The following is a 26249-nucleotide window of genomic DNA, read 5'->3' as shown; positions in this document are numbered from 1 at the left end:
CAGCACCGACCGCGTCCACCGCGATGCCCGGCCGCACCACCAGCGCGGCCGGGCACCGCGCAGTCCCAGGAGGGGCGTATGTATCGCCACCTTGATGCGGCACTGGTCCGGGCATCTGCATCGCGTCCCGACCGCCAGACAGTATGGCCGGACCTCACCGGCGCGTGCGCGGACCCGGCGTCCTGGCAGGCATGGCTCCAACAGACCTGGAACGACACCGACTTCGCGGCCGCCGTCAGGGCAGCCAGCCCCGACCTTGCGACCCGGGTGGAGCAGATCTGCGCCGGCCGGCCGGTCCCGGTCCCTGCCGTTCGGCGCACGGTGGTCGCCGTGCTGCGCTATCTGCTGCGCGCTCGCACCCGGGCAACGCCGTTCGGCCTGTTCGCCGGCATTGCGGCCGTACGAATAGGTGAGGTGCCCGCGCTCCGCGTCGGCCCTGGTCACCGCGCCATCGCCAGAGCAGATGCGGCACACAGTACGGTCCTCATCGACTACTTCGAGCAGCACCCGGCGCTGTGGCCCCGCCTGATGCTGCTCGCCTCCAGCCTCCTCATCGAACGCGACGGGTACGTGGTGATCGAGCACCGCCCGAACGCAACCCTCGATCGACGCCCCGACCACGTGCAGATCCGCTTGACCGCACCGGTCCGCGAAGCCCTGGGCGGGGCACAGACTCCGGTCTTGTGGAGCGACCTCGCTGCGAAGCTGGCGACCAGCTTCCCGAGCGCGCCGCCCTCCGTGATCGACCGCCTCATCGCAGACCTGGTCAGGCAACGGGTCCTTCTCACGAGCCTCCGGCAGGCGATGACGGTCACCGACCCGCTCACCGCCCTCGTCGAACAGGCAGCCCACCTCCCGCCCACGGAGGCAGCAGAGATCCGGTCCACCCCCAGGCCCGCGCTCGACCTGCGGGTGGACTGGGACCTGACCGTACCTACGGCCGTCGTGCAGGAGGCGGCAGAGGCAGCGAAGGCGCTCATCCGCCTCGCGCCACAAGCGTCCTTGACCGGCTGGGCCGAGTGGCATCGCCGCTTCCTGGAGCGGTACGGGCCGCGGGCGGCCGTCCCCGTCCTGGACGCGATCGACGTGCTCGGCTATCCGCCCGGCTACCTCGGTGCCACTGCCGCGCCGACGGCTTCCCCGCTGCCCGCCCGTGTCGGCCGCCTCATCAAACTCGCGCACACCGCCGGCATGCAGCGCCGCCTTGAAATCCAGCTCGACGATGCGGCGATCGAGGACCTGTCCACCGTCGATCCGGGCCGTCCCATCCAGCCGAGCACGGAGCTGACCATCCGTATTGACGCCGAAAGCGTCGCCGCCCTCCAGCAGGGGGAGTTCACCCTGCACGTGGTCGGGGTGGCGCGCTCGGCCGGAGCGACCACCGGACGCTTCCTGCATCTGCTCGACGACGAAGACCGCCGCCGCATGACCGAGACCTACGGCGCTTTACCTCCAGTGCATCAAGGCGCGCTCAGCGCGCAGATCAGCTCCACCCCTCTGTCGGCGCCAACCGAGAACGTCGCCCGCGCCCCGCAGGCGACCGAGTGGGTGATCTCGCTCGGCGACTACCACAGCCCGGACACCCGCCTCGTTCCCGTCACAGACCTCGCGGTCACCGCCGACGCCGAACAGTTGCACCTCGTCTCGCTGTCCCACCGCCGCCCCGTCCACACGCTGCTGCTCAACGCCGTTGACCTGGGCCACCACTCGCACCCGCTGTGCCGGTTCCTGACGGAGGCGCCCGCTGCGTTGGCCGTCCCCTGCACCGGATTCAGGTGGGGGACGGCCGCGTCCAGCCTGCCGTTCCTGCCCGCGTTGCGCTACGGCCGGACGATCCTGTCCCCAGCCCGCTGGCTCCTGACGCGAGAGGACCTGCCTCCCACATCCGCATCATGGCCGCAGTGGGACGACGCCCTGACCCGCTGGCGCCGCGAGGTCCACCTCCCTGAGCAGGTGTACCTGAGCGAGGACGACCAGCGCATGGCCCTGGACCTGGCGGAGCCGTCCCACCGGGCCCTGCTGCGCGTCCACCTGGACCGCGACGGCACCGTGACGCTGTGCCCGGCACCATGTGCGAAGGACCTGGGCTGGACCGGAGGCCGTGCCCACGAAGTCGTCATCCCTCTGAGCACCGAGCAGAACATCATCCCCGTCCGCGTGGCGGGCCGCGCGGTCAATCGGGAGCACGGTCACCTGCCCGGATGCGAGAACCGCATCTCCCTTCACCTCCATGGCCATCGCGACCGGCAGAACCCCATCCTGACCCGGCACCTGGCGGCCCTGCTGGACGAACTGGACGGTCCTCCATGGTGGTTCATCCGCTATCGCGACCCTGACGACCACCTTCGCCTCCGCCTGACCTACCAGCGCGGGACCCTCGGCGCCGTTTTCGAGACGATCGGGGAGTGGACGCGCCGCCTGCGGCGACACGGTCTGATCACGCACGCCGGTGTGGAGACCTACCACCCGGAGACCGCCCGATTCGGCGGCCCCACCGCCCTCGACGCGGCCGAACGGTACTTCGCCGCCGACTCCGCCGCCGCCGTAGCCCAGCTCGCTGCCCAGAGCGGAACGGAGGTCCCCGACCTTCGCGCAGTGACCGCCGCGAGCATGGTGGACATCGCCGTGGGCGTGCTCGGCGACAGCACCGCGGCGATGCAGTGGCTGATCGAGCACACGCGCACAGACCCGGACGCCCCGCCCCGCACCGTCTACCGCCAAGCCGTCGACCTGGTGAACATGCCCTCGGCCGGCCTGAGCGAGGACGTCAGCGCGGCCTGGTCCGCGCGGCGTGGGGCACTGGCCGACTACCGCCGCGCGCTCACGGACACGGCCTTCCGTCCGGACGAACTGCTGCCGGACCTGTTGCACCTCCACCACGTCCGGATGCACGGGCCGGGACTGCCCGAGGAACGCACCCACCTTCACCTGGCCAGAGCCGCTGCCCTCAGCTGGACGGCCCGCGCAAGGAGTACACCGTGATCACCACCGCTCCCGCTCTCACCGCACTGGAAACCGTCGACCATCTGGCCGCCGCGCTGGCCGACCCGAGCACCGCGTGGCCCGGCGGACGCCCCGACGGCGGCCGGTCCTGGCCCCAGTCACTGGCGGGTGGAGCCTCGGGCATCGCCCTGCTGCACATCGAGCGCGCCAGGACCGGGCACGGAGACTGGTCCACCGCACACGCCTGGCTGAAGGCGGCCGCGCAAGGTGAAGTCAGCGCCGCAGCCAACGCAAACCTGTACTTCGGCGCTCCCGCCCTCGCGTACGTGATGCATCGGGCAGCCAGCACATCGAGCCGCTACCTGCCCGTCCTTGCCCGTCTGGACACCGCCACCCTCACCCTCACCCGCAACCGGCTGGCCGCCGCCCACCAGCGCATCACCCGTGCCGAGCGCCCTCTCATGGAAGAGTTCGACCTGATCCGCGGCCTGTCCGGCCTGGGCGCCTATCACCTCAGCCGCCACCCGCACCACGCAATCACCTCGGACGTAATCGCCTACCTGGTACGCCTGACCGAGCACATCCCCGACCCGGCCGGGCTGCCGCCGTGGTGGACAGACATCGCCCCCAGCGGCGTCCTCCATCCCGACTACCCCGGCGGGCACGGCAACATCGGGCTCGCCCACGGCATCGGCTCCACCCTCGCCGTCCTCTCGCAGGCCCTGCTCGGCGGGCTGACTGTGCCCGGCACGGCCGACGCGATCGCGAGGATCTGCTCCTGGACGGACCAGTGGCGGCAAGGCGACGAGACCGCGCTTTGGTGGCCGGGACACCTCTCGATCCAGCAGGTGACCGACGACCAGGTCCATTCCTCGCTTCGGCCCCGGCCGTCCTGGTGCTACGGCGTCAGCGGCACCGCCCGTGCCCAGCAGCTGGCCGGACTAGCCCTCGGAGACCCGGCACGCGTCGCGATGGCCGAGACCGCCATCCTCTCCGCACTGCAAGACCCCCTCCAACTGGACACGCTCCCCGAGACCGGGCTGTGCCACGGCATGGCGGGACTCCTGCACGCGGCATGGCGCATGGCCACCGAGACGGACAACCCCGAGATCAGCGCCGAGCTGCCGCGGCTGACCGACCGCCTGATCACCGCGCTCAGCCAGAGCGACCCCAACCCGGAACTCCTCGATGGAACAGCCGGAGCAGCACTCGCTCTGCACACCGTGGGCACGGGCCGTGCGCCCGCCCCGCACTGGGACACCTTCCTCGCTCTGGCGTGATACCGCGCCGATCCGTACCGATACCGAAAGGTCTGAAGTGACCGACCTCGTGACCGCTGCGGTGTGGAACATCGACGGTGACGGCGGCCGCAACGGCGAACGCCGGCATCTCGCACTCGACCACCGCGGAGGCCCCCGATGACTCTGCCGGCCTGGTGCCAGGCCAATCTAGTGTTCCCGGAATGGGAGAACGCCGAGACCATCGCCGTGTCCCGACTCGCCCCCATACTGCGCGTGGGCGAGGACGAAGGCGCCCTGGCCCGGTGGTTCATCATCCGCAAGCACCCGTGCTGGCGGGTGCGCTACCTGCCCGCCGCCGGAGGAGCAGAGCACATAGCCCAGAGTCTCGACACGCTGATTGCCGAGAGGGCCATCACAGCGTGGACGGAGATCGTCTACGAACCCGAAGAGCATGCCTTCGGTGGCACCGAAGCCATGGCCAGCGCGCACCGCCTTTTTCACCGCGACAGCCGCAGTCTGCTCGAACACCTTCAGCGCAAGGGCGGCCTGCACCGGCGCGAGACGTCCCTGATGCTGTGCAGCATCCTGATGCGCTCCGCCGGGCTGGACTGGTACGAACAAGGCGACGTCTGGGCCCGCGTGGGCGCCCACCGCGAGACGCCCCCAGGTGCCACACCGGAGAGGCGCGAGCAACTCCAAGCTGCCGTACACCGGTTGATCTCCGTGAACGGGGACGAGTTGATGCGTACCGGCGGGCCGCTGGCTCACCTTGCGGACTGGGCCCGCGCCTATCGCGACGCCGGGCGGGATCTGGCCCACCTCATGGAGCTGGGGTTGCTTCACCGCGGGCTGCGTGACGTGCTCGCCCATCACGTGCTGTTTGCCTGGAACCGCATCGGCCTGCCTTACGCCACCCAGGCCGCCCTCGCCGCCGCCGCGAAAGCCGTTGTCTTCGGCCCGGACCCCACCACGGGAAGGAGCGTCGCGGACCGTGTGGATAATCCCTGACGCCCTGGCCCGGCGCTTCCCCCTCATCGCTCGCCCCCGCCCGGCCTGCCTCCCCCTGCCCCAGGGTGTTCGTGCGCTCGTCGAACTCGCCGACAGCGCGGCAAAGACGGGCGATGCGAGCATGGCCTCCACGGTCTACAACCAGGCCGCGCTGATCGCCTCCGACGCCGGTGTGCCGGACATGGCCCACACGCTGTGCCACCAGCACGCAGCCGCTTACCTAGAGGCCGCTCCCTTGCCCGGTAAGGCCGCGATCCGAGCCTTAGAACCCATCGTCAACCTCGCTCGCCTCGCCATCCGCGCCGGGCACTACGACGACGGCCGCCGTACGCTCCTCCAGTTGTTCGATGCGGTCAGCACCAACACCCCTACCACCTTGTTCGAGGACGTGGCCGTGCCATCCGGCCTCACCTCAACAGCCAGAGACCGCCAAGAGGTCCGCGCCTGGCTATGGCGAGTTCTACTCGCTGACGGAACGCGCGCGCTGACCACTGCCGGCCGCTGGACTGAAGCACTCGCCCACGTCGAAGCACACCACGGAGTCGGACAGCGCATGCTCGACGGCCGCCAGGTCGCCGTCCTCGCCGCTCTCACCGTCGGAGACACCGTCCGTGCTGACAGCCTCCTGGCCGACACGAAGCCTGGTGAACCTTGGGAAGTCGCCGTGACCGACTGCCTGAGCATCGTGTGCCGCCGAACCGCAGGACTGCCTTGGCAACACACCCTGCAGAACCTGGTGACCAAGCACCTCGGGGCTCTGGACGGGGACGACCTGACCGTGTTCAACACGCGGCTCGGGCTCGCCACGCTGGACCTGTTCACCTTGCCCGAAGGGCCTGAAGCACGCCTCGTGGTCGAGGAGTTGCACCGAAGGGCGATCAAGACCTCCGACGGCTATGCCGCGCGAGAGATCCTGGCACACCCCCTGTGTGCCGCCCTCGCCACCGATCGAGAGGCACAGGACTGCCGAACTCTCCTCACCGCCTGCGCACTCGGAGCAGGAAGCATCCCCGATGAGGTGCGTGACCAACTGGACCATGCGGTGCGTACCAGCGATCACACCATCCGGGAAAGCGTTGCTCTCCAAGATCATTCTTGCCCAATTGGGCAAGAATGATCTTGGTTTGTCGAGGTCCCTTGGCGCCATCGCGAGCCGATCACGGTCCGAAACCTCATGCGTCACAGGCGCCACAGGCATCGGCGATTCGGTCATAACTGCACCGGCCCTGGGCCGCCCCGGCACGGCGGTCACAGGTTCACCCCTTGCGTTTCAAGGGCTCCGGCGCGTCCGGAATCGAGCGCGTTCGAATGCCGTGGTGCGTCGTTATGCCGTGCACTGCCGAGCCATCCAGGTGCGGCACAGCCCCCAAGGAGGGATACAGGTGACTGTGACTGACGCCTCGACTGCAAACGAGGAGACGCCGCCCCCTCCACCCCCGGCCGCCATCACCTTCGAGGGCAAGTACGGGAAGAACCCACTGGCGGACGCCAGTTTCGGAGCGATGTGCCGACGTCTTCCCTCGGTGCTCGGGCACACCGCGCGGATGGCGTGGGCCGTCGACAGGACCGGCGTCGTGCTGCTCCTGGCCTGCCAGTTGCTCGTCGGCATCGCGGCCGCCGTCGTCCTCGCCTTCACCGCCCAGGCGATGATCCATCTCCTCGCCACCGGGACGGTTTCCGGACGTCTGCACGCCGCACTGCCCGCCCTGGTGGTGGTGACGACAGCTGCGGGCATCGGCCGCATCAGCGGAGCCCTGTCCTCGTACGCCGACGGACGGATCACACCTCTGCTGATGACCGAGGCGGACGTCGCCCTCGTCGCCGCCGTGTGCCGCGTGGAGTCAGCCGCGTACGGCGAGGACGGATTCGCCGACCGGCAGGAGGCCGCCGAAGTCGGCGTCACCCGGACCCGGATGATGGTGCAGGACGCCCAGCGGTTCATGTCCGCCCTGATCCGCATGATCGCCGCGAGCGGGGTCATCACCGCACTGCACCCGCTGATGCTGCCGCTTCTCCTGCTGGCCGTGCTCCCGGCCGGCGCCGGAGCAGTGCTGTCCGCACGCGTGGACTACGAGACCCACTACCTCAACGTCGGCGACCGCAATGTGCGCTCCATGATGCGCTGGTGGGCCACCTACTCCCGCTACGGCGACGAGGTCCGCGCCAACGGCATGACCGACTACCTCATCTACTGGTACCGCGCCCTGTCCGACCGGATCGATGAGCGCACCGTGACCGCAGCCCCGCGGATGCTCCGCATCGTCCTGGCCACCAGCGCCCTGGGCGGGATCTTCCAGCTGGGTACCTGGGCCACCCTCGCCTGGCTGGCCACCACCGGCCGGGTCGCCCTGCCCGTCGCGGCCACCGCCCTGGTCGCCGTCCAGACCACACTGGCCTCGCTCTCCCAGTTCGTCATCCACGGCGCCGCGATGTTCCACACCTCGCTCTACCTGGCCGACATGAGGTCCTTCCTCGACATGGCCACCGAACGCGCCCCCAAGCGAGGGGAATTGACCATCCCGGAACGCGTGGACGAGATCCGCCTCGACGAGGTCGTGTACCAGTACCCCGGCAAGGAGGAAGCAGCCGTCGCGGGGGTCTCGCTCACGCTCCGCCGCGGTGAGATCCTGGCGATCGTCGGTGAGAACGGCTCGGGCAAGTCAACCCTGGCCAAGCTCCTCACCGGCATTCTCCTCGCCGACAAGGGCCGTGTTCTGTGGGACGGCATCGACCTTGCCCAGGCCGCCCCCGACACTGTGTGGAAGCGCACCGCGCTCGTCCCGCAGGGGTTCGCGTGCTGGCCCCTGCGCGCCCGCGAGAACATCACCCTCGGCCAGCCCAAGACGCACGACGACGGGCCGGTGTGGGACGTCGTCGACGCCGTCGGTATGCGGGAAGCGATCGAGAAGCTGCCCCACCAGCTCGACACCCTCCTCGCCAAGGAGCTGTTCGGTGGCGCCGAGTTGTCCGGAGGGCAGTGGCAGCGACTCGTGTGCGGCCGCGCGCTCTACCGGCAGACCCCGCTCCTGATCTTGGATGAGCCGACCTCGCAGATGGATGCCCGCGGCGAGCACGCCATCTTCCTGGAGATCAAGCGGATCGCCGCCGAGCGCATGACGATCGTCGTCACCCACCAACTCGAGAACACGCGGCTCGCCGACCGCATCCTCGTCATGGACAAGGGCCGAGTAGTCGAGCAGGGCAGGTACGAGGACCTTGAATACGCCGGAGGGCTGTTCGCCGAACTCGTCGCCCTGGCCAAGGACCGGTGACGTCCATCCCTTGTGTATCGCGTGGAATCCCGGCCTTCAGTCCGGGCAGGAATGCGATCCTCGGCTCGGAGGCACGAAGCGTCGGAGATCGCTCCGTCTGTGTGGTGACGGTCAGGCCGGGCGTTTCTGGCTCTCGATGTAGTCATGGACGATGCTCAGTGGTGCGCCGCCGCAGGACCCCGCGAAGCAGGAGGGGGACCAGAAGACGGATCCCGTGCCGATCCGGTTGATCCGGCCGGTGCACTCCGCGCGAAGGTGGTGGTAGCTGACGCCCTTGAGGGACGGTGCCGACCGATGCCGCGCTGACGGCGATGATGCGTCGTACGGCGGTCTCGTGTATGGCCTGGACGATGGCTTGGGTTCTTTGCGAAGCGACACTGGCTTCGGCGCCCGATCGAGCGCCGAGTCCTGAGAGGACCGCGTCGGCTCCGGTACTGCCGCGAGCGCAGGACTGCCGGGTGATCTGGACGGGCGGGAGTGCCGTCGGCGCAGTTGTAGCGGGTCGCCCAGTGGGACCCGCTGCTGCGGGATCGTGTCGTGCCGGCAGGTGAGGGCGTCGTCAGCGTGTGCTGTCGGTGAGGCCTTCCACTCGTTGCTTGAGGCCCTGGTTGAACGCGGCGTACCCGTCGTCCTTGGGCGTCTTGAGGAACCGCCGGGTCAGGGTGGTCAGGGCTCCGGAGAATTCCTCGCGGTTGGTCAGGCGGGTGGTGCCGTCGCCGTTGGGGGCAAGGACGAAGGAGTGCTGGCCGTGGAAGAGGCGCTTCGTGCCGAGCGTGCCGGCCCACCGCAGTTCCTGGCCGGGTGTCGCGACGGTGACCGTGGGCCTGAAGGTCATGCCCGGCATCCGCATGGTGAGCTTGGTTCCCACGTGAGCGCTTCCCTCGGCTGCGGTGAAGTTGCTCCACTCGCCGTAGGACGCGAAGTCGGTGAGGACATTCCACACTTCTTCCGGCGTGGCGTCGATGTCTATGACGGCGGTGAGCACTGCGTCCATGACGGGTTCCATTTCTGGCGGGGGCGGGGGCGGGGGCGGGGGAGAGGGGCGGCGGTCCGGCGAGCGTATGGTCCTACGTGTGATGGTCGGCGCGGTCTGTGTCCGAGGAGGCGCGAAGGCCGCGGTCGACGAGGGCGACGAGATATTCGAAGCTTTCGCCGATGTCGGTGGACCACTGGAACCCGCCGGATACCTGCAGGTGGGCGAAGCCGTGGAAGACGCTGCGTACTGCCCGCAGCGCGTGGGTCATGTCCTGCGGGGCGATGTCGTATCCCCGCAGCACGGCTTCGAAGGGGCCGATTCCTCGTCTGCCGGCGAGCATGATCGGGTCGTCGGGACCGGTTGGTGTAAGGCCGAGGGTGGCCGCGTAGCGGCCGGGGTGGGTGAGCACGAAGTCGCGGAGCGCGCCGGCCGCCGCGGCGAGGGCGTCGCGCCCGGCACGGCCCTGGATGGCCGTGCCGATCGCGGCGCCGGCCTCGTCGAAGGCGAGCGCCGCGATCCGCCGGTGGAGGTCGTCCTGGCTGGCGATGTGCTTGTAGAGCGACGGGGCGCGCACCCCGAGGCGCCCGGCCAGCCGGCCCATGGTCAGCTCACTGAAGCCGATCTCGTCGGCGAGTGCCGCGGCGGCGGCGACGATCGTGGCCGCGTCCAGGCCCGCCCTAGGCACCGACACCGGCCAGGAAGGCAAGGACCGCGGCGAGGGTCTGCTGGGGGAACTGGACGTGCGGGTAGTGACCGGCGCCCTCGATCATCTCCAGCCGGCCCAGACCGGACGGCAGGTCGGCGACGATCGCCTCGCCCTCGGCCTGCGGCGAGGCCCAGTCGGGGTCGAGGGTGCCCTGCACGATGAGGACCGGGCAGGTGACGTTGGCCAGCTGCTCACCGGCATCGGCGGGGGAGATCTTGCCCATCGCCTGCAGGACCTTCATTCGGCCGGGCTCCTGAAGCATCGCGGTGATCTGCCCCGTGCGCGTGTCGAAGTCCGCGGGCTTGGAGCCGGGGTAGGCGACGTCCAGGTACTTGGCCCACTGCCGGGTGCTGCCCAGGATGGTGGTGCCCATGAGATGGGTCAGACCGCGGCGGTAGCCGGCCACTCGCAGGTCACCGAGTCGGAGCTGCTGCTTGCGGGTGAAAGGTGCGAGCTCGACCACCGCGGTGATGAGCTCCGGTGCCTTCGCCGCGGCGATCGTGACGGCACCGCCGGCGATGGAGTGGCCTATGAGCACCGCCGGCTCACCGAGGTGCTTCACCAGGGCGATCAGGTCACCCGCGAGGTCGGTGCGGGTGTAGGACGCCCATCCGACGCTGGACTCACCGTGGCCGCGCAGGTCCACCGCGACGACCCGGTACCCGGCTTCCACCAGGGCGGGGGTGAGGAACCGGTAGGCCTCGCGACTGTCGCCCATGCCGTGGGAAACCACCACCAGCGGCCCGGCGACGCCGCTCAGCTCGTACGCGATGGTGCCACCGTCGACGTTCAGGAACTCGGTCACGACTACCTCCATGTGGCCTGGCGGCCCGTTGGCTAACTGTATTAGCTAAAAGCTATCAGACTTAGCCTAGGAGTCAACCCATCGATGGAGCTGCGGGCAAAGCTGTGCCGCACATGAAGGCCACGGGCTACGCCACCCCGCACAGGGGCGTGGATGTTGCGCACCACCCGCACACGGGACGGGCGCCGGCCAGCACCGGCACGGCCGGAATGGGACCAGCGGGAGCGGGGTGGTGGTGCGCCGATGAAGCCGGTTTCGAGCGCCGCGCCAACTCCTGGCGGGACTGCGGACCGTCGGTATCGGGATGATCAGTCGCGCTGAGGGGGGCAGGCCGTGTGCAAGCAGACGCAGGGGGCGTCGGCCGTCGCTCAGCTTTCCGTCAGGCTCTGGCCGCCGACCAGGACGCCCAGAGCCTGGGCCCTGTTCCGCACGTCCAGCTTTCGGTAGACGCTTGTGCAGTGGCGCTCGACGGTCGACACGCTGAGATGCAGGGTTGCGGCGATGTCCCTGTTGCGCATGCCGGTCGCGGCGAGACGGAACACGTCCCGTTCACGGGCCGTGAGATGGTTCGCGCCCGGCACCCTGGGGATCGGCACGGGGATCTGGTGACCGTGTTGTTCGCGGTGAATGGCGACGATACTGCTGTCGTTCTCGCGGTCCTCCCGGGTACGGCGGCGCAGCCTCGTGGCCTCCTCGAACAGTTGGGCCGAGTCGAGTTCGCGGGCGATCTCGATCGCCTCGTCGAGCGCGCGGTGCGCCTCGACCTGGTCCCGGTCGTCGAACAGGCGGGCTCGCTGGAGGAGACATCGGGCGATCCACCAGCGCGCCCTGAGTCTGCGGCTCACTCGCTCCGCGTTCAGGTTCGCGTCGTGGGCGGCCGGAAAGTCCCCGAGGTACCGCAGGGGTTCGGCGACGAGCCAGCCGACCGGGGCGATGGGAAGGTAGGAGGCGAACACGGCGAACTCGTCGGTGTACGGGCGCAGGGCCTCCGACACGCTCAGGCACAGTGCCATGTCCCCTGCCAGGGAGGCCACTTGGGCTCGTACGGCCATCTCCTGGGACCAGGTCGGTCCTGGCCTGGCAGGACCGGCCAGGCGGAAGTCACGGGCGAGCGCGGTCATTTCGGACAGGGACCGTCGATCACCCGCCGATGCCGCCAGCACTGCTTCCGTGCTCGCCCACAGCGCGGCCAGCGGTGGGGCCAGACCCTCGGGAGCGCGGACTGTCGCCGGTTCGACGTCGAGCCGGCGACCGGTGTGAGCGGTCCAGGTCATCACCATGGCCGCGGGCATGATGCGCTCTTCCTCACACAGGGGAGGCGGCAGGGCACGCAGTGCTCGTATCAACGTTTCCTGTTTGCCGGAGAGCAGGGCACGGGTGGCCCGCAACAGGTCGAACTCGCCGCGGGCCCGCACGTCGGGGACCGCTTGCAGGAGGGTTTCGAACTCGCCTTCAAGCGCGGCCAGTTCCGTCGCGTCACCCCGAGCGAGACACAGACCGGTCGTGGCGGGGATCATCCGTCTGAGGGCCGGTGCCGAGTCCGCGGTCGGTGCCTGGCGGGCGAGGAGCAGCGCTCGGTCCCAGCCTTGCGGATTGCCGTGGATCCACGCCCCGGTCGCCAACACGTGCGCCGCCACGGGGCCGCACGCGTCGCGGTGCCCCACCACCGTGCGGGCCGCCTCGTCGGCGAGGGCGAGGGCGGTCGGGAAGTCCTCGAAGTGAAGCGTTTCTGCTGTCAGGGCGCGCAGGCGAGCGGCTGTCGCGGGGCTGTCCGTGGAGGTCCTGCTCATCGCAGTGCGAAGCAGCGGGGCCAGGTCCGTGCCGGTCGCGTCCGGCACCTTCGCGCCCCTGTGGGCGGCGGCGAGGTCCGCCACCGCTTCGGCGAACTGCTCGCTGTCGGCCAGGGCGTCGGCTGCCGCCACGGCGTCGGACAGCGCCCTGACGGCCGTCAGGTGATCCCCGGTCCGGTCCGCACACCTGCCGAGAACCCTCAGCTGCGAGCACCGGCTCCCGTGCCCGGGGGCACCCAGCAGGCCGTAGGTCGCGAAGTCGACCGCTTCGCGCGGCTTCCCCTCGGATTCGCACCACAGAGCCGCCCGCAGGCACCAGTCCACAGCGGCGGCCGAGAGATCCCCGACACCGATGAGGTGGGAGGCGATCTCCGGTGGTGTCCAGTCCGCCAGGTCGTCCGAGGCCGCCTCGGTCAGTGCCTGGGCCAGGGAGGCGCGGACCCGCGCCATGCGTTCCGGGCCGGGCAGGCTCAGGGCCAGTTCCGCGAAGAGGGAGTGACTGAACCGCACTGCCTGCCCGCCCGCACCTTCCGCGACCGTGACGATCCCGGCGTGCACGGCGCGGTTGAGGACCTCGGACACCGTCTCCGCAGAATCCACCACCGCCCGGGCCAGCAACGACCGCGACACGGCACGTCCGGCGGCGGCGAGCGTGGCGAGAACCGCCTCGTGCTCGCACTCGATCACCACGCGCCGTGCCAGGCCGTCCGTCGGCAGACGCCCCGCGGAGGGCATGCGCGTCGAATTGTGTGCCAGGGCTTCCCGCGTGGTCAGTTCACGGGCCAGCCGGGGGTTGCCCCGGGCGATCCGGACTATCTCGCGCTCGGTACGCGGGGGCAGCGCGGTGGGTGCGGTCCGCCGGATGAGCGTCTGGATGTCGGACTCCCCGAGCGGGCCCAACTCGACCAGCCTGGTGACCGGGTGGTCGCGCCATCGGTGCCACAAGGCCGTCCGCGCGTTGGCGGTCCGGGTCTCCGCGGTGACGGCGATCAGCACGGGGCGATGCCCCGCGACGTCCAGCAGCCGGTCCACGACAGACGCGGACACCGCCTCGGCCCGGTGGGCGTCATCGAGGAACAGGGCGATCGGCCCTGCCGCGCTCTCCTCCGCCAACGCGGCGGTCACGCGTTCGGCGAGTTGGCGGTCGCCGACGGTGTGCTGGGCCGTCATCCACATGGCGAGTCTGTCCGCGGGACCTCCCGGCCTGTCCGCGGCCAACTGGAGGGCCAGACTCTGCCAAGCGGCGAGCCAGGTGGGAAAGGAGTCGTCGGCGGGCGCGACCCAGGCGCACGCCGCGCTGTCACGTGCCCGCTCCCTGACGTTCGCGGCGAGTGTGGAACGCCCGGCTCCCGGAGCCCCGGTGATCAGCAGCCCGGACCCGCGGCCGGCCCGCAGCAGGGTGAGGGTGTCATCGACGACGGTGAATTCGCCGCGAGGGTCCGGGATGCGTCGCATGCCGTCTCTGCCTGTCATGCCGGTGGGGTGCGAATGCTGTGGGGCGCTACTCACCCAGCGAGGGAGCGCAGTGTCGTAGTGGGGCCGACGTGGCCGGTCGCTCCGCTCGCGGCAGTCAGCTCAGCGCGTTCGCCTCGATCGCAACATATCCGATCTGGCACATTATCCGATCGAAGTCCCCGCTGACATATTCGCTGCTGTGACGCGTGACACCGCCGGGGGGCGACTGGTTCGCCCGGCCTCCGTCGGTGGTGAGGGGAATCCCTCACCAGCCGTTCCCGGGCGTACGGCGGCGAGCGGTCCACGCCGTACCCGAGGGACCCTCACGTGCGCGTTCACCAGCGGGAGCAGGAGAGTTGAGGGTTTCCCGCGATGCGACGCGCGATCTTCCTTGCCACGCTGGGGGAAAGGTGACGCATGACCGGGCCGGTGCCGGTCGGCGACCGTTGGAGGAGAAATGCCGCTGCAGCCGCCCCCCGACCAGTTCGGGACCAGAGGGGCCGCCGCCCGGCTCAACTCCATCCGGATACGCGTCGGAGGCCTGCCGACGCAGCCCGCGGCTCTACGGCGTGCACTGAGCACGGAGTTTCTTCCCGTCTATTTCGACGCCTTCGAGGACGAACGCGACTGGGAGCTTCGGGCGCTGCGCACCGCGCAGTGGGTGGCCCGGCAGTGGGCTCGCCGTGAAGCGGACCTCGACCAGCTCCTCCAGGCGGTGTACGAGGCCACGGACGACATCCTCGGTGAGGTGTCCAGGCGCGCCGCGCCGGGGAGCGACAGGACGGACGGCTCCGCCCGGCGGGCGACGGTCGTCGGAGCAAGGATCATCGCCGCGGTTGTGTTCGAGTACGAGCGGGCGCGGGACAGTGTCACCGCTTTCGGGGCACGACGGCGCACCGAGCACGAGGTCCTCAGCGCCCTGCTCGGCAGCGGCGGTTCGCACGGACCGACGGTGCACGCGCTCGCCGACGCGTACACCTTGGTGGCGGTACGACTGTCCGGTGCCGCGCCGGCGGACGTCGAGGAGGCCTTCCAACGTCACGGGGGGCCCGGGACGCTGTGCCTGCTCGGCCGCGGCGGCGGTCACGTGGTGATACCGGAGTACGAGCCGTGGACCGCGTCGGCGACCGCGGAGCGGGTGCGCGCCGAACTCGGCGGCGCCGGATGGCTGGTGGTCGAGCGGGGGAGCGTGCGCGATCTCCCGGCGTGCCGGCAGCGGGCCGACATCCTTCTCACCATCGCCGCCGCCCTCTACGACCCCGGTGTGTACCGACCGCGCGACCTGGTGGTCGAGTACACGGCGGTGACGACACCGTCGGCCGTGGGCCGCCTGGTCGTCATGATCGACCCGGTTCTGTCCCAGCCGACCCTGCTCCGGACCCTCGAAACGTTGATTACCGCGGGCGGTGACCGGTCGAGGGCGGCGCGTCGGCTCAACGTCGACCGCTGCGTCATGGACCGGCTGTGCCTACGTATCGAGGACCTCACCGGCCAGGACCTGAACGATCCGAACGGGCTCACCACGCTGGGCTGTGCTCTCGCGGCCCACTCCCTGTGTGCCGTGCGGCCCGGCGAACGCTGAACGCACCGGGCCGCGCGGGAGACGGCCGGCGCCGCCGGACGTAGACGCCGCCGGTCCGACGCCAAGCCCCCACCCCGCACGGCGTCCTGAGGGAACGGCGGCCTTCCAGCTCGCGCATCCCCGCACCTCCATGCCGTGGAGGGCGCGGGCCATGCGATGACGGGAACGCCGTTCGTACGCATCCAGGTCAACGCCGGTACCGGCGGTTACGCGAACATCGGCGGTGTGAAGATCGGCGGAAGGAGTGCCAAGCCCGTCCTGGTGTCCTCCGTCCTCCCGGGGAACACGACCGTCTACCGCCTGGTGAACCGCAACAGCGGGGAGGTCGCCGACGTCTACAACTTCGGCACCGCCAACGGCAGCAACGTCCAGCAGTGGCCGTGGCTGAACAACTCGGCCCAGAAATGGACCTTCATCTCGACCGGCGACGGCTACTACAAGATCAAGAACGTCAACAGCGGCTAGCTGATGGAGGTGGCCGGCCTCTCGCGGGTCGGGGCAAGCCTTCTCGCGACTTGACCCTGGAGCGGAAGGTGACTCCAGTGGCTGCCTGCCTCACGGTCCCGCCCGGTCTTCGGTCGGGTGCGTGTCCCGGATATTGGACAACTCCCTGCGCGGCCGCAGAGATTCGGGGAACCTGGGTGATCGTGACCGAAAATTTTAGCGACACCACTCCAGGTAGTGAGGTACGGGCGCTTCTTCGGATCCTGCACGGACAGCGACGCCACGTTCTCGGTATCCTCGACGGGCTCGACGCAAAGGATCTTCGACGGCCCGTGCTGCCTTCCGGATGGCACTGCCTGGGGCTGGTCCAGCACCTGGCGCTCGATGTTGAGCGGTTCTGGTTCCGCGCGGTCGTCGCCGGGGATCAGGAGGTCATCCACGGTCTTACGAGCGGCGACGAAGCGTGGAAGGTGGCCCCGGAAGTGCCGGCCATCGACGTGCTCGACCAATATCGGCGGGAGGCAGAACTCGCCGATGCCGTCATCACTGCCGCCCCTGCCGACGCCGCATTGGCCTGGTGGCCCCACGACCTGTTCGGTGAACCGCACCTACACACGCTGCGCGACGTCCTGCTGCATGTCATCACCGAGACTGCGTGCCATGCGGGCCACCTCGATGCAGCCCGGGAGCTGATCGACGGCCGCCGCTGGCTGGTCCTGACCTGAGAATCGCCGGTCTGACTCCGCGCTGATCAGGTTTCGTGTTCTATCCCGTCGGTCCGTGAGGGTCAAGTCGGCGGTAGTGGCTGCGGCGGGCTGTTGCCTGGTGTTGTCGGCGCCAGGTTGGCCCGTGCAGCAGCCTGGTTGCTGTCACGGCTGGTGGGTTGAGGACGGCGGCGAGTAGGTGTCGGATCTCCGGGACGGTGAGTCTGATCAGGGAGTGACCGCAGGTGAGGCGGGTTCTTTGGGCGGGTCGCTCAGGGGCCGAGCTGGCGGCGACGGCGGTCAGGATGGCCAGGGCAAGCATGGCGAGCGTGACGTGCCGGTGTCATGAGGTCCAGTGCCTGACCTGGCAATGGTCGAGTCCGACTTGCCCTTGGCGGCTTGGAAGCATTCCTCAATCTGCCAAGCACTTGCCGCAGAGGCTCTCCGTGGGGCCGGCCGAAGCGGGTGGCAGCCCTCGCGGATGACGTAGCGTTTGAGGCAACGGATGCTCGCGTTTCGTCTTGCTGTCGACGGTGCAGCGGGCCACGGGATGCCGCTGCCGGTCCTGGCGGCTACTACGTAAACTGAACTGCCCGACCACCCGCATCACGAGCCGGTCACGTCCGCCGGACTGGCCGGTCACGCTCAGCCTGTCGTATGCCGCGGTCGTTGATGTGGCGCCCCCGTTCGTCGCGGAGGCTGGGCAGCCGGTGGCCTGGATGCGCTTGGACGAGGGCTGGGAGAGTTACTTTCCCGATGACTTGGTCCGCATCCGTCAGCACGCGGCTTGGATGGCCGCCCTCTACGCCAAGGCCCGTACGGACGGCGAGCGTCCTGTGCGTGTGTAGGCGTTCGACGCGCTGGCAGTGGGGGAGTGGGAGCTCGAGGACAGCCGGTGACAGAAGACGGAGCTGGTCCTGTGGAAGCCGTCGGCTGCATGGTTCAGCATCACGCCTTCCAGAAGACGAGTACGGCCTTGGGGACCAGCGGAACAGCCAGTAACGCTAAGCACTTGATCTTGCTGCGTTCGCCTACAACTCGAACGTCAGCTGCCCGCCGGTTTCGAGCGCGGTATGCCGGGTCTGGGCCCGGGTGCGGGTGTGGTGGTTACGGTCGTAGTGCAGGTGGCAGCCCTGGCATGGCTTTGAGGTTGGCCGGGTGACAGTTCTCCGGCGTGTGGTCGAGGTGCGCGCTCTCGTCGTCAGGATGACCCGCGAACCGGTGCCGTACACGGGCTGTCCGTGCCGGTTGGGACACCGGCCGGGGTGACTGCCGCGTCCGCACTCGCCTTCACACTCGCACCGCCAGCCGGCGCGTTCGTTGATGGCGTTGGAGATGTCCGGCCAGTCGGCGGGACAACGCTCGCGGTTCTAGGGACGGAGCGGCACGTGGGGTCACCGTTCCGCAGCGTCGAGCTGGTGGGGGACGGCGGAGGCGCGCAGGTCTTGGAGGTCGGGGATGTGGTTGTAGAGGGTGCCCGGGGAGATGCCCAGCATTTTGGCGATCGAGGTGATGGAGCGGCCGGGGTCGGGCAGCAGGTCGCGGGCGGCGCGGATGACTTCCTCGGTAGCGACGGTGGGGCGCCCGCCGACCCGGCCGCGGGCGCGGGCGGCGGCCAGGCCCTCGCGGGTGCCCTGGACGATGAGTTCGCGGATGAACTCCGCCAGAGCGGCGAAGACGTGGAAGACGAGCCGGCCGCCGGGGGTGGTGGTGTCGAGGTTCTCGTGCAGCGAGGTGAAGCCGATCCCGCGCGTCCGGAGTTCGGCGACCATGTTGATGAGGTCCTGGAGGCTGCGGCCGTAGCGGTCGAGCGAGGGGACCACGAGGGTGTCGCCGGCATCGAGGAAGGCGTGGCACGCCTTCAGCTCCGGGCGGAGCGCGTTCTTGCCGGACTTCTTGTCCGAGAAGATCTTCCGGCATCCGGCAGAGGTGAGGGCATCGATCTGCCGGTCGAGCTTCTGCCCGCCGCTCGACACCCTCGCGTACCCGATCTTGATCTCGGTGCGGACGAGCGGCTCGGCGACGAGGAATTCGGGATGGCCGGACGGCTCCAGGGGGTCACTCATGACCCCGGATCATGTCAGAAAACGGTGGTTCGGGGTTCTTGAAGCACTGAAGTTTTTGAAGGGGTTTTTGAAGGGCTCTCGGTTCTTTTCGATCTTGAAATGGCGATCTTCAGAAAACGTTCGTTTTTTGAAGGCGAGGCTCGTCGACCCGCATCGTCTTCTTTGTTGGATGGGAGTGTCGCAGTAAGGGCGGTTGGTGCGATGCCGGGCCCTCATCAGCACCCCGGGCGAGACTCTGACGGCACGGTCGGCGGCAGCCCGGCGGGGACGCAAGGGGTCATCCCGGTTTCTGATCGATCTCGGCGAGTTGCGCCTCCACCTGGTCTCCCAATTCGATCAGCAGGTCCATCTGCGCAGGGGTCACGTGGTCGATCAGCACATTGCGCACGTCGGCCAGGTGGAGCGGGGCGGCTGCCTCGACGAGGGTGCGGCCCTGTTCGGTGATGACCACGACGGCCCCTCGCTGGTCGGTCGCGCATCGCTCGCGGCGGATGAGGTTGCGGTTCTGCATGCGGGTCAGATGCTGCGACAGACGGCTCTTCTCCCATTGCAGCGCATCTCCGAGTGCGAACGACCGCAGGCGTCCCTCGGGCGCCTCGGACAGGTGTGCCAGCACCTGGTAGTCGGCGGTGGACAGCCCGCTGTGGGTGCGCAGCTGCCGCTCGATGTATTCGGACAGGCCGGCCTGCATCTTCATGAGGCTGCGCCAAGCCCGCTGTTCACGCTCGTCCAGCCATCGCGGTTCGTCCATGAAGCCCATCCTACTGCTTTGGTTGACATGTTAACCAGTCCGTCGTACGGTTTGGTTAACACCTCAACCAAATGGACTTGCGGAGGTCGGAGCCGCCTACAGAAACGCGGCGACGACAGGCCGGACGTCGAAGCTGCTCTGCCGCCTCGACAGCCTTCAGCAATTACTGGAACAGGGAGCACTCATGTCTGCAGACACCCGCTACGCCATCGTGGGCACCGGAAACATCGGTTCGGCGCTGGCGCGCGTCTTCGCCCGGGCCGGAGTCGAGGTCAGCATCGCCAACACCCGCGGACCGGGCTCGATCAGCGAACTCGCCGCCTCCTGGGGTTCCACGGTCCGGGCCGTGACGCTCACCGAGGCACTGGCGAGCGACGTCATCTTCATGGCCATCCCGTTCGGCGCAGTCGAGACGTTCGGCAACGCCCTGCCCGACTGGAACGGGAAGATCGTCGTCGACACCACCAACGCGCACTACGCGCCCAACGCGGGCGACGTCCTCAAGGGTCGGCTCTCCTCGCAGTACGCGGCCGAGGTCCTGCCCGGCGCCCAGATCGTGAAGGGCTTCAACCACCTTCCCGCCCAGACGCTCGCCGCCGAAGTGCCCTCCGGCCAGGGCAAGCGCGTGGTCTTCGTCTCCAGCGACTCCGGGGAGGCCAGCTCCCAGATCGCCGAGCTCGCCCGCACGCTCGGCCTGTCGCCGGTGGAACTCGGCAGGATCGACGAAGGCGGACGCCTCATCGAGGTTCCCGGCGCACTGGTGCTCAGGAACTTCACCGAACAGCCCCTCACCTGATCGGCCGCATTCCGCCTTCCACAGGCGGTGCGGCCGGCGCCGACGAGCCGTCCCGCCTCAGCGTCTGCCGTCACCGGCCGGACCGCGGCGGCCGGCGCCCGGCCCGCGGCCGGGTTGCCGCGCAGCAGCGCTCTCCATCGATGAGACCGCACTTCAGCAACGCTCACGCGTGAACAGCAAAACCCCTGGCACACCCATCCTCCACGGATGCCGCTCCCTCACAGCTCGGGCGGTCCGAATCACTCTCCAGAAAGGCATGACCCGTGTTTGTCTTCGCCGCCGTACTGAGCGTTCTGCTCGCCGTTGTCGGGCTGGCCGCCGGACTACCGAAAGCCCTGCTCAAGGGCAGCATTCCAGCCCAGTTGCAGTCTCCCGGAGGCTTCAGCGCCCCGCTGGTCCGGTTCATCGGGCTGGCCGAGCTGGCCGCAGCCGCAGGGCTCATCGCCGGTCTCTTCTGGCAGCCCATCGGCGTTGCCGCCGCCCTGGGATTCGCAGTCCTGCTCGTCGGAGCCGTCGGCTTCCACGCCAAGTCCGGCGACTACGCCAACCCCGAGACCCGCGGCAACGCGATGGCACCCATCATCCTCACCGTCATCGCGATCGCTGCCGCCGCCACGCTCGTCCTCGCCTCCTGACCAGCGCCTGAATCCGAGGCGCCACAGCTCACCTTCCGCCCGGCAAACCCGGCCGGGTGATCGCGAGACCGCCCTCGCCACGCGGACCGCCACCGATCATCCGCATTCCCGACCACTGCTACACCTGAGGAACATCCCATGACCACTCTTCTGCACCTCGATTCCTCGCTGTTTTCCGGCGACGCCTCCTCCTCCCGCGCCGTGACCGCCGCCTTCCGCCGGACCTGGCAGGAGCACCACCCCGAGGGCACGGTCATCTACCGTGACCTCGCCACGAACCCCGTACCGCACCTCACCGCCGACGCCCACACCGCCGGCCAGACCGACCCGGCCACGCACACCCCCGCCCAGGCCGCCGCCCTCGCCCACCGGCTGACGCTGATCGACGAGCTGGAGAACGCCGACGCCATACTGATCGGCGCTCCGATGTACAACTACTCGATTCCCTCGACCCTCAAGGCGTGGCTCGACAACATCGTCCTCGTCGGCCGCACCGCCGGCGTGGAAAGCTCCAGGCTCAAGGGCACCCCCGTCACCGTCGTCGCCAGCCGCGGCGGCTCCTACGCCCCGGGCACGCCCCGCGAGGGCTACGAATACGTGCAGAACTACCTCACGGCCGTTCTGGCCGACGCGCTCGCCCTGGACGTGAACTTCATCGTCCCGGAACTCACGATGGCCGTACACAACCCGGCGATGTCCCAGCTGATCCCCCTCTTCGAAGCCTCCCGCCAGCAGGCACTGGACGACGCAGCCTCCACGGCCAAGGCGATAGCCCACCGCATCGCCGCCTAGAAACAGCGCCCTCCGGACGGCGGCCGTGAAGCACGCTTCACGGCCGCCGTGGGCGAACTCCAGCGGGGACAGGCAGTTGGCTGCCCTCGTAGGAATTTCTCGCCCCGGAGGAGCTGGACGACGCGAACCGGCGAATCGACGAGGCGGCCGGCGCTGCCGGGCGGGACCCGAGCCGGACCAACCGGGTCTACAACCTGGTCGGTGACCGTTCGACTACGCAGCGGGTCGACCTGCTGACGAGCTGGCCGGTCGAGCACGGCATGAACGGCTACATCTTCAGCGGCCCGGTCGACGAGTCCGCGCTGCGCCCCATCATCGAGAAGGTCGCGCCCGCCGTGCGCGAGGCAGTCGCAAAGGAGCATCGACGATGACACAGCCGCAGGCGGGAACTGTCGCCGGCCGCCAGATGGTGCAGCAGCTGCTGATGGCGCATGCGCCGCTGCGCAGCGACGTCGCCGCCCTGCGCAAGGGGCTTGAGGTGCTCGATGCGGCGACCACACGCGCAGAGGACATCGAGGAGCTGCTCGGCGGTCTGACTGTCGCGGACCTCACCTGGCAGCTCAAGGTGGGCTGCCAGCATTTCTGCGCCCACCTGGACGCCCACCACACGATCGAGGACGCTCGGATGCTGCCGGTCATGCAGCACCGGTTCCCCGAGCTCACCGATCAGATCGGGCGGCTCCGGCGCGAGCATGAGGAGGTCAAACAGATGATCGTGAGCATCCGCGCCGACGCGCGGCATCTGAACCCCAAGGACGAACGCTCCGTCCACGTGGTGCTGGAACAGATCGTCGCGCTTTCCGACCACCTCCAGGCACATCTCGACTTCGAGGAGCGCACCCTCTTCCCGTACTTCCTGCGGATGGACCACGACTGGCACGCCTGAGCTGTCCTGGCCGGGAGCGTGAGGTTGGAGCCGCGGACGGCCGTGCCGCCGCGCCATGGAGGCTTTGAAGCTGGACGCTGAGCTTGACTCTGACACGAAAATAGAGGCTTCGTGCAGGTCAGGTCACCTCGATGGGTTCGAAGCGGATGGTCATCGGCGCGTCCCTGCGGTCGGCGGCGAACCGCTCGTTGGCCTCCCGCAGGTGCTCCCTCATCTCGTCGTACGAGTCGGTCACGGTCATACCGGCGCCCCCTTCTCACTGCCCCGCCGGTCGGCGGTGGCCTTCTCGAAGTACAACGACCCGCCCCGGACGGCGGATGCGGCGCTCACTCCTCCTGGCCGTCGTCGTCATCGTCGAGGTCGACAGCATCCGGGTCGCGCAGGGGCCGCAGCCCCTTCACCGGCTGGGAGGCGGTGAAGTTGTACCGGCCCAGGACGTTCAGATTCTTGTGCTTGAGCGGGGAGAGCCGGGCGACGTCCTCGTCGCGGATCTCGTAGCCCTCCGCGCGGAGCTGGGCGACGGCGGCGTCGATGTAGCGCGTCGTCCACAGGACCACGGCGTTCAGCACGAGCCCCAGCGACCCGAGTTGGTCTTATCCGAACTAGCCCAGCTGACGGCCTGGTGGGCCGGACCGCAGCCGAGTTGCCGAAAGTAGTGGGCGGAAATCTTCGCACCCAGGAGCATCCGGGCGTGTCGCGCCGGTGGGTCCTGGTGCTCGGCTGAGACAAGGTGCCCAAGGCCGGGGAGAATCCGGCTCATGGATGACGCGTTCACACTCCTTCGGCATGCCGTTGACCTGTTGCCCGAGGATGCCATGACAGAGAACGGCGTGACGGTCGGGGATGTTCGCGAGGACATCAGGCGCCAGGAGTGGGAGATGGTGCTCGGCCTTCTCACCGAGTTCGGAGATGTTCATCCGATCTCCCTGGACTTCTGGGAGCTTCTCGCCGAGGCCGCCCGGCAGATGATGCTCGACCGCAGCCGGCGCTGGTGTGAGTGGCGGGGCTGGGAAGTCCGGCACGGCACGGTCAGGGCGACACTGAGTCTCCCAGAGGCAAAGAAGGGCGGACGCCGGAGTGCCTTTGCCGGGGACGGCCGACTCAGACCGATGTGGGACATCGGCAACCGCACCACCGATGGAGAACGAGAGCTGAGCGTCGCACGGGTGTGGGTGGAGTTCGCGGAGGAGATCGGTCCGGGAGAGACCGCCGACGTTCGGCTGGCCCCTCTGAGCCCCGAGCAGTGGAGGCATCTGAAGTGCGGTGACGTGATCACGATGCACGAGGCCCGGCCTGTTGCCGGCACGGCCACGGTCATCGAGGTTTTGCCGCCTCACAGCTGAATCACTGCGTGATCCTGTGCGAGGCGGTCGGTGGCGCGATGGTCGTCAGTCACTGCCGGAGTTCGGCGGGAGCCGGCCGGCACTGGTGCGGAAGTCGGGCATCCCAAGGTGCACGGTCGCGTGGCGGGCGGACATGCCATGAGTACACCTCGAACAGCAGGTCCGGCAGGTCGATCTTCGGAAGCATCTTCTCGACACGCTCGCGCAGCCACTTCAGTGACTTCGGCTCACCGAGCGCATGGAGCTTCTCCACGTTCAGCTTCGCCCGGCCGTTTGGCTGCACCTCGATACTGATCTTCGCGTCGGAGCCCGCCTCCTGAAGGCGCTCGGCCATCTGCTTCCACGTCGCGTCCAGCACGGCGACCAGTTCCCGAAGGTGCTGTTCGGCGTCCTCGGCCAGGCTCAGGCCGGCCAGGACGTCCTCGCGCACCGCCTCCCACCCCTTGCCCTGAAGCAGCCGGGCTCGCGGGTCGGACCAGCGGTGCGAGGGCGAGGCGAAGATGTCGCGGCGCCTCAGCGCGCCGAACAGCTGCTCCAGCACACACACCACGTACGCATCCCGGTCCACCGCCCCCTGCGGCAGCTCCGCGTTCGCGTACACGGTCTTGCGCCAGTGCGCCGGCACCAGCTTGTCGTCGACCTCGCGCGGCAGCAGCGGCTTCTCGCCCGCCTTCCGCCGGGAGAGAGCCGGGAGCCGCTGCACCCCGGTGAGGATCCGTCTGCCGGCGGGCGCCGCGTCCAGCGCCTTCGACTCACCCAGCAGCGACAGGAACGGCTTGACGGTGTTGTAGCGCAGCGCCAGCGCCCCACGCAGCGCGGTCTCCGCCGTGCCGTCGTCCTCCGGCACCAGGCTCACCACCGTGGCCGCCGCGCTGGAGAGCGCGGCCCGAGGCGCGACCTCCTCCAAGGCCCGCCACAGCCCGGCCACGTCGACATCGCAGCCGCTCGCCTCGATGAGCTCCAGCTCCTCGATGATCACCTTCGAGACCCGGGCGGTGATCCGTGCCGCCTTCTCCAACTGCGGCAGCGTGGACAGGCGCTGCTTGTCCGTGGACCGCCTCGCGGAGCTGATCAGCCGGGTGGCCATCAGGATCTCGAAAAGGTCCAGCGCGTCGTCGATCGCCTTCGCCTCCAAGTGGCGCATCACCGCGGTGAGCATCGCCGTGCGCTTGGGCTCCGGGGTCCGCTCCAGCTTCGGCGCCTTGGTGCCCAGCCCGTACCGGGCCAGCGCGGACAGCCGGTTCGGCGGAACCTGCTCCAGCCTGAGACGGCCCAACTGGAAGGCGGCGATGTCCTCGACCCGCTGCAACGCGGCCTTCATCGCGGTGCCGGTGGTCCGCGTCGGCGGCCGGCGCATCCGCTCCAGCTCCGAATGCCGTTTGCCCTCCGGCGTCTTCAGCGTGGCAACCAGGTCGCCGGGCAGAGCCGGGTCCGCCCGCCGGGCCGCCCTGGCGACCGTGGCGTGCAGCCGCTTGTCCGCGACGCCGCGGACCTCGGCGACCTGCCGGGCCAGCACACTCACTCCCGGCAGCAGCACCCGGTTGCGGCGCAGCCAGCCCACCGCGTGATCGAACAAAGCCTTCGGCCCCTCCGCGTGCGCCGTCCACGCCCGGCCGTGCAGGAAGGCCCTGAGCTTCCGGCCCTGGTCGTGGTCCTCGTACTGGTGATAGCCGTACGCGTCACGTATCTCCCACGCGTGCTCGTACGGCGTCGGCCTGCGCTCGGTATACCGCTTGATCTGGGAGGCATCCCCGATCCCCAGCTGCTCGGCCAGATGCTCGACGACCGGCCACGGCACCGCGAGGGGGTCCTCCAGGAACAGCCCGATGTACCGCACCGTGCACATCTGGAGCGCGAAGCCGAGACGGTTGTGGTCCCCGCGCCGCTTCGCGATCAGCTTCAGGTCCTCGTCATCAAGGAAGAAGAACCGCTCCAGCTCAGGCTTCGTCGGCTCCTCGGCGAACTTCCCATACGCCTCAGCCTGCTCATCAGTCAGAAATTCCACCGGCATGCGGCGGACCATAGCCATCCCCCAACCAGCGGTCGGGGACCTT

General features: G+C 69.2%; 20 protein-coding genes and 4 pseudogenes. 13 read left to right on the top strand and 11 right to left on the bottom strand.

The window, feature by feature from the left end; genetic code table 11:
• Positions 1–78: 78 nt before the first annotated feature.
• The 5 genes from OHT57_RS01970 to OHT57_RS01950 all read left to right on the top strand — a co-directional run bounded on the left by OHT57_RS01970 (position 79) and on the right by OHT57_RS01950 (position 8464).
• Positions 79–2982 (top strand): lantibiotic dehydratase, encoded by a 2904-nt coding sequence (locus tag OHT57_RS01970; protein ID WP_328744061.1) that lies wholly within the window; start codon positions 79–81, stop codon positions 2980–2982.
• Positions 2979–4223, top strand: a complete 1245-nt coding sequence (locus OHT57_RS01965; protein ID WP_328744060.1) for a lanthionine synthetase C family protein — start codon at positions 2979–2981, stop codon at positions 4221–4223. Before OHT57_RS01970 ends, OHT57_RS01965 begins: the two co-directional genes overlap by 4 nt.
• 138 nt (positions 4224–4361) lie before the next feature.
• On the top strand, positions 4362–5192 hold the full coding sequence (locus OHT57_RS01960; protein ID WP_328744058.1) for a thiopeptide-type bacteriocin biosynthesis protein: 831 nt from the start codon (positions 4362–4364) through the stop codon (positions 5190–5192).
• Entirely contained in the window at positions 5176–6309 is a 1134-nt protein-coding gene (locus OHT57_RS01955; RefSeq protein ID WP_328744057.1) for a hypothetical protein, read from the top strand. The genes OHT57_RS01960 and OHT57_RS01955 overlap by 17 nt, the downstream gene beginning before the upstream one ends.
• A 271-nt stretch (positions 6310–6580) precedes the next feature.
• Complete coding sequence (locus tag OHT57_RS01950; protein ID WP_328753091.1) at positions 6581–8464, top strand: ATP-binding cassette domain-containing protein; 1884 nt, start codon at positions 6581–6583, stop codon at positions 8462–8464.
• 111 nt (positions 8465–8575) lie between these two features.
• Here the strand turns inward: OHT57_RS01950 and OHT57_RS47350 are convergent, their stop codons facing one another.
• From OHT57_RS47350 to OHT57_RS01925, 6 genes and pseudogenes are all read right to left on the bottom strand, one after another.
• A complete protein-coding gene (locus tag OHT57_RS47350; protein ID WP_443053412.1) occupies positions 8576–8842 on the bottom strand; it encodes a transposase in 267 nt (88 codons plus the stop codon).
• Positions 8799–8927, bottom strand: a pseudogene (locus OHT57_RS47345) (hypothetical protein); the annotation flags it as partial. The gene OHT57_RS47350 and the pseudogene OHT57_RS47345, both read right to left, overlap by 44 nt.
• A 96-nt stretch (positions 8928–9023) precedes the next feature.
• Positions 9024–9458, bottom strand: coding sequence for an SRPBCC domain-containing protein (locus tag OHT57_RS01940; protein ID WP_328744056.1), 435 nt, complete (start codon positions 9456–9458; stop codon positions 9024–9026).
• A gap of 73 nt (positions 9459–9531) precedes the next feature.
• Positions 9532–10095, bottom strand: coding sequence for a TetR/AcrR family transcriptional regulator (locus OHT57_RS01935; RefSeq protein WP_328753090.1), 564 nt, complete (start codon positions 10093–10095; stop codon positions 9532–9534).
• 22 nt (positions 10096–10117) lie between these two features.
• On the bottom strand, positions 10118–10951 hold the full coding sequence (locus tag OHT57_RS01930) for an alpha/beta fold hydrolase (RefSeq protein WP_328744055.1): 834 nt from the start codon (positions 10949–10951) through the stop codon (positions 10118–10120).
• A 368-nt stretch (positions 10952–11319) separates the two neighbouring features.
• The gene (locus OHT57_RS01925; protein ID WP_328744054.1) at positions 11320–14214 is read right to left on the bottom strand and encodes a helix-turn-helix transcriptional regulator; all 2895 of its coding nucleotides are present in this window, start codon (positions 14212–14214) and stop codon (positions 11320–11322) included.
• 439 nt (positions 14215–14653) lie between these two features.
• On the opposite strand from OHT57_RS01925, the gene OHT57_RS01920 reads away from it, so the two are divergent.
• From OHT57_RS01920 to OHT57_RS01910, 3 genes and pseudogenes are all read left to right on the top strand, one after another.
• Positions 14654–15778 (top strand): helix-turn-helix domain-containing protein, encoded by a 1125-nt coding sequence (locus OHT57_RS01920; RefSeq protein ID WP_328744053.1) that lies wholly within the window; start codon positions 14654–14656, stop codon positions 15776–15778.
• Positions 15779–15949: 171 nt separating this feature from the next.
• Positions 15950–16240: pseudogene (locus tag OHT57_RS01915) on the top strand (RICIN domain-containing protein); the annotation flags it as partial.
• Positions 16241–16419: 179 nt separating this feature from the next.
• Positions 16420–16947, top strand: a complete 528-nt coding sequence (locus OHT57_RS01910) for a mycothiol transferase (RefSeq protein WP_328744052.1) — start codon at positions 16420–16422, stop codon at positions 16945–16947.
• A gap of 1373 nt (positions 16948–18320) precedes the next feature.
• Here the strand turns inward: OHT57_RS01910 and OHT57_RS01905 are convergent.
• Both OHT57_RS01905 and OHT57_RS01900 read right to left on the bottom strand, forming a co-directional pair.
• Positions 18321–18992 carry a recombinase family protein gene (locus OHT57_RS01905; protein WP_328642906.1) on the bottom strand — a complete coding sequence of 224 codons (672 nt, stop codon included), beginning with the start codon at positions 18990–18992 and terminating at the stop codon, positions 18321–18323.
• Positions 18993–19269: 277 nt separating this feature from the next.
• On the bottom strand, positions 19270–19743 hold the full coding sequence (locus OHT57_RS01900; protein ID WP_057582258.1) for a MarR family winged helix-turn-helix transcriptional regulator: 474 nt from the start codon (positions 19741–19743) through the stop codon (positions 19270–19272).
• A gap of 184 nt (positions 19744–19927) precedes the next feature.
• Between OHT57_RS01900 and OHT57_RS01895 the strand changes: the two genes are divergently transcribed.
• The 4 genes from OHT57_RS01895 (at position 19928) to OHT57_RS01880 (ending at position 22852) form a co-directional block, all read left to right on the top strand.
• Positions 19928–20539 (top strand): NADPH-dependent F420 reductase, encoded by a 612-nt coding sequence (locus OHT57_RS01895; RefSeq protein ID WP_319751767.1) that lies wholly within the window; start codon positions 19928–19930, stop codon positions 20537–20539.
• Positions 20540–20802: 263 nt separating this feature from the next.
• Entirely contained in the window at positions 20803–21174 is a 372-nt protein-coding gene (locus OHT57_RS01890) for a DoxX family protein (protein ID WP_057582123.1), read from the top strand.
• Between the two features lie 138 nt (positions 21175–21312).
• Positions 21313–21966 carry an FMN-dependent NADH-azoreductase gene (locus OHT57_RS01885; RefSeq protein ID WP_230193429.1) on the top strand — a complete coding sequence of 218 codons (654 nt, stop codon included), beginning with the start codon at positions 21313–21315 and terminating at the stop codon, positions 21964–21966.
• Between the two features lie 367 nt (positions 21967–22333).
• Positions 22334–22852 (top strand): hemerythrin domain-containing protein, encoded by a 519-nt coding sequence (locus OHT57_RS01880; protein WP_328744050.1) that lies wholly within the window; start codon positions 22334–22336, stop codon positions 22850–22852.
• Positions 22853–22970: 118 nt separating this feature from the next.
• On the opposite strand, the gene OHT57_RS01875 is transcribed toward OHT57_RS01880, so the two are convergent.
• Both OHT57_RS01875 and OHT57_RS01870 read right to left on the bottom strand, forming a co-directional pair.
• Positions 22971–23093 (bottom strand): hypothetical protein, encoded by a 123-nt coding sequence (locus OHT57_RS01875; RefSeq protein ID WP_267953763.1) that lies wholly within the window; start codon positions 23091–23093, stop codon positions 22971–22973.
• 85 nt (positions 23094–23178) lie between these two features.
• Positions 23179–23445: pseudogene (locus tag OHT57_RS01870) on the bottom strand (Tn3 family transposase); the annotation flags it as partial.
• A 156-nt stretch (positions 23446–23601) separates the two neighbouring features.
• Between OHT57_RS01870 and OHT57_RS01865 the strand changes: the two are divergent.
• The gene (locus tag OHT57_RS01865) at positions 23602–24195 is read left to right on the top strand and encodes a hypothetical protein (protein ID WP_328753089.1); all 594 of its coding nucleotides are present in this window, start codon (positions 23602–23604) and stop codon (positions 24193–24195) included.
• A gap of 136 nt (positions 24196–24331) precedes the next feature.
• Here the strand turns inward: OHT57_RS01865 and OHT57_RS01860 are convergent.
• A pseudogene (locus OHT57_RS01860) lies at positions 24332–26206 on the bottom strand (DUF4158 domain-containing protein); the annotation flags it as partial.
• Positions 26207–26249 lie beyond the last annotated feature (43 nt).

Source organism: Streptomyces sp. NBC_00285 (genome assembly GCF_036174265.1).
In the GTDB taxonomy this organism is placed as follows: domain Bacteria; phylum Actinomycetota; class Actinomycetes; order Streptomycetales; family Streptomycetaceae; genus Streptomyces.
This window is presented reverse-complemented; position numbering and strand designations above follow the sequence as displayed.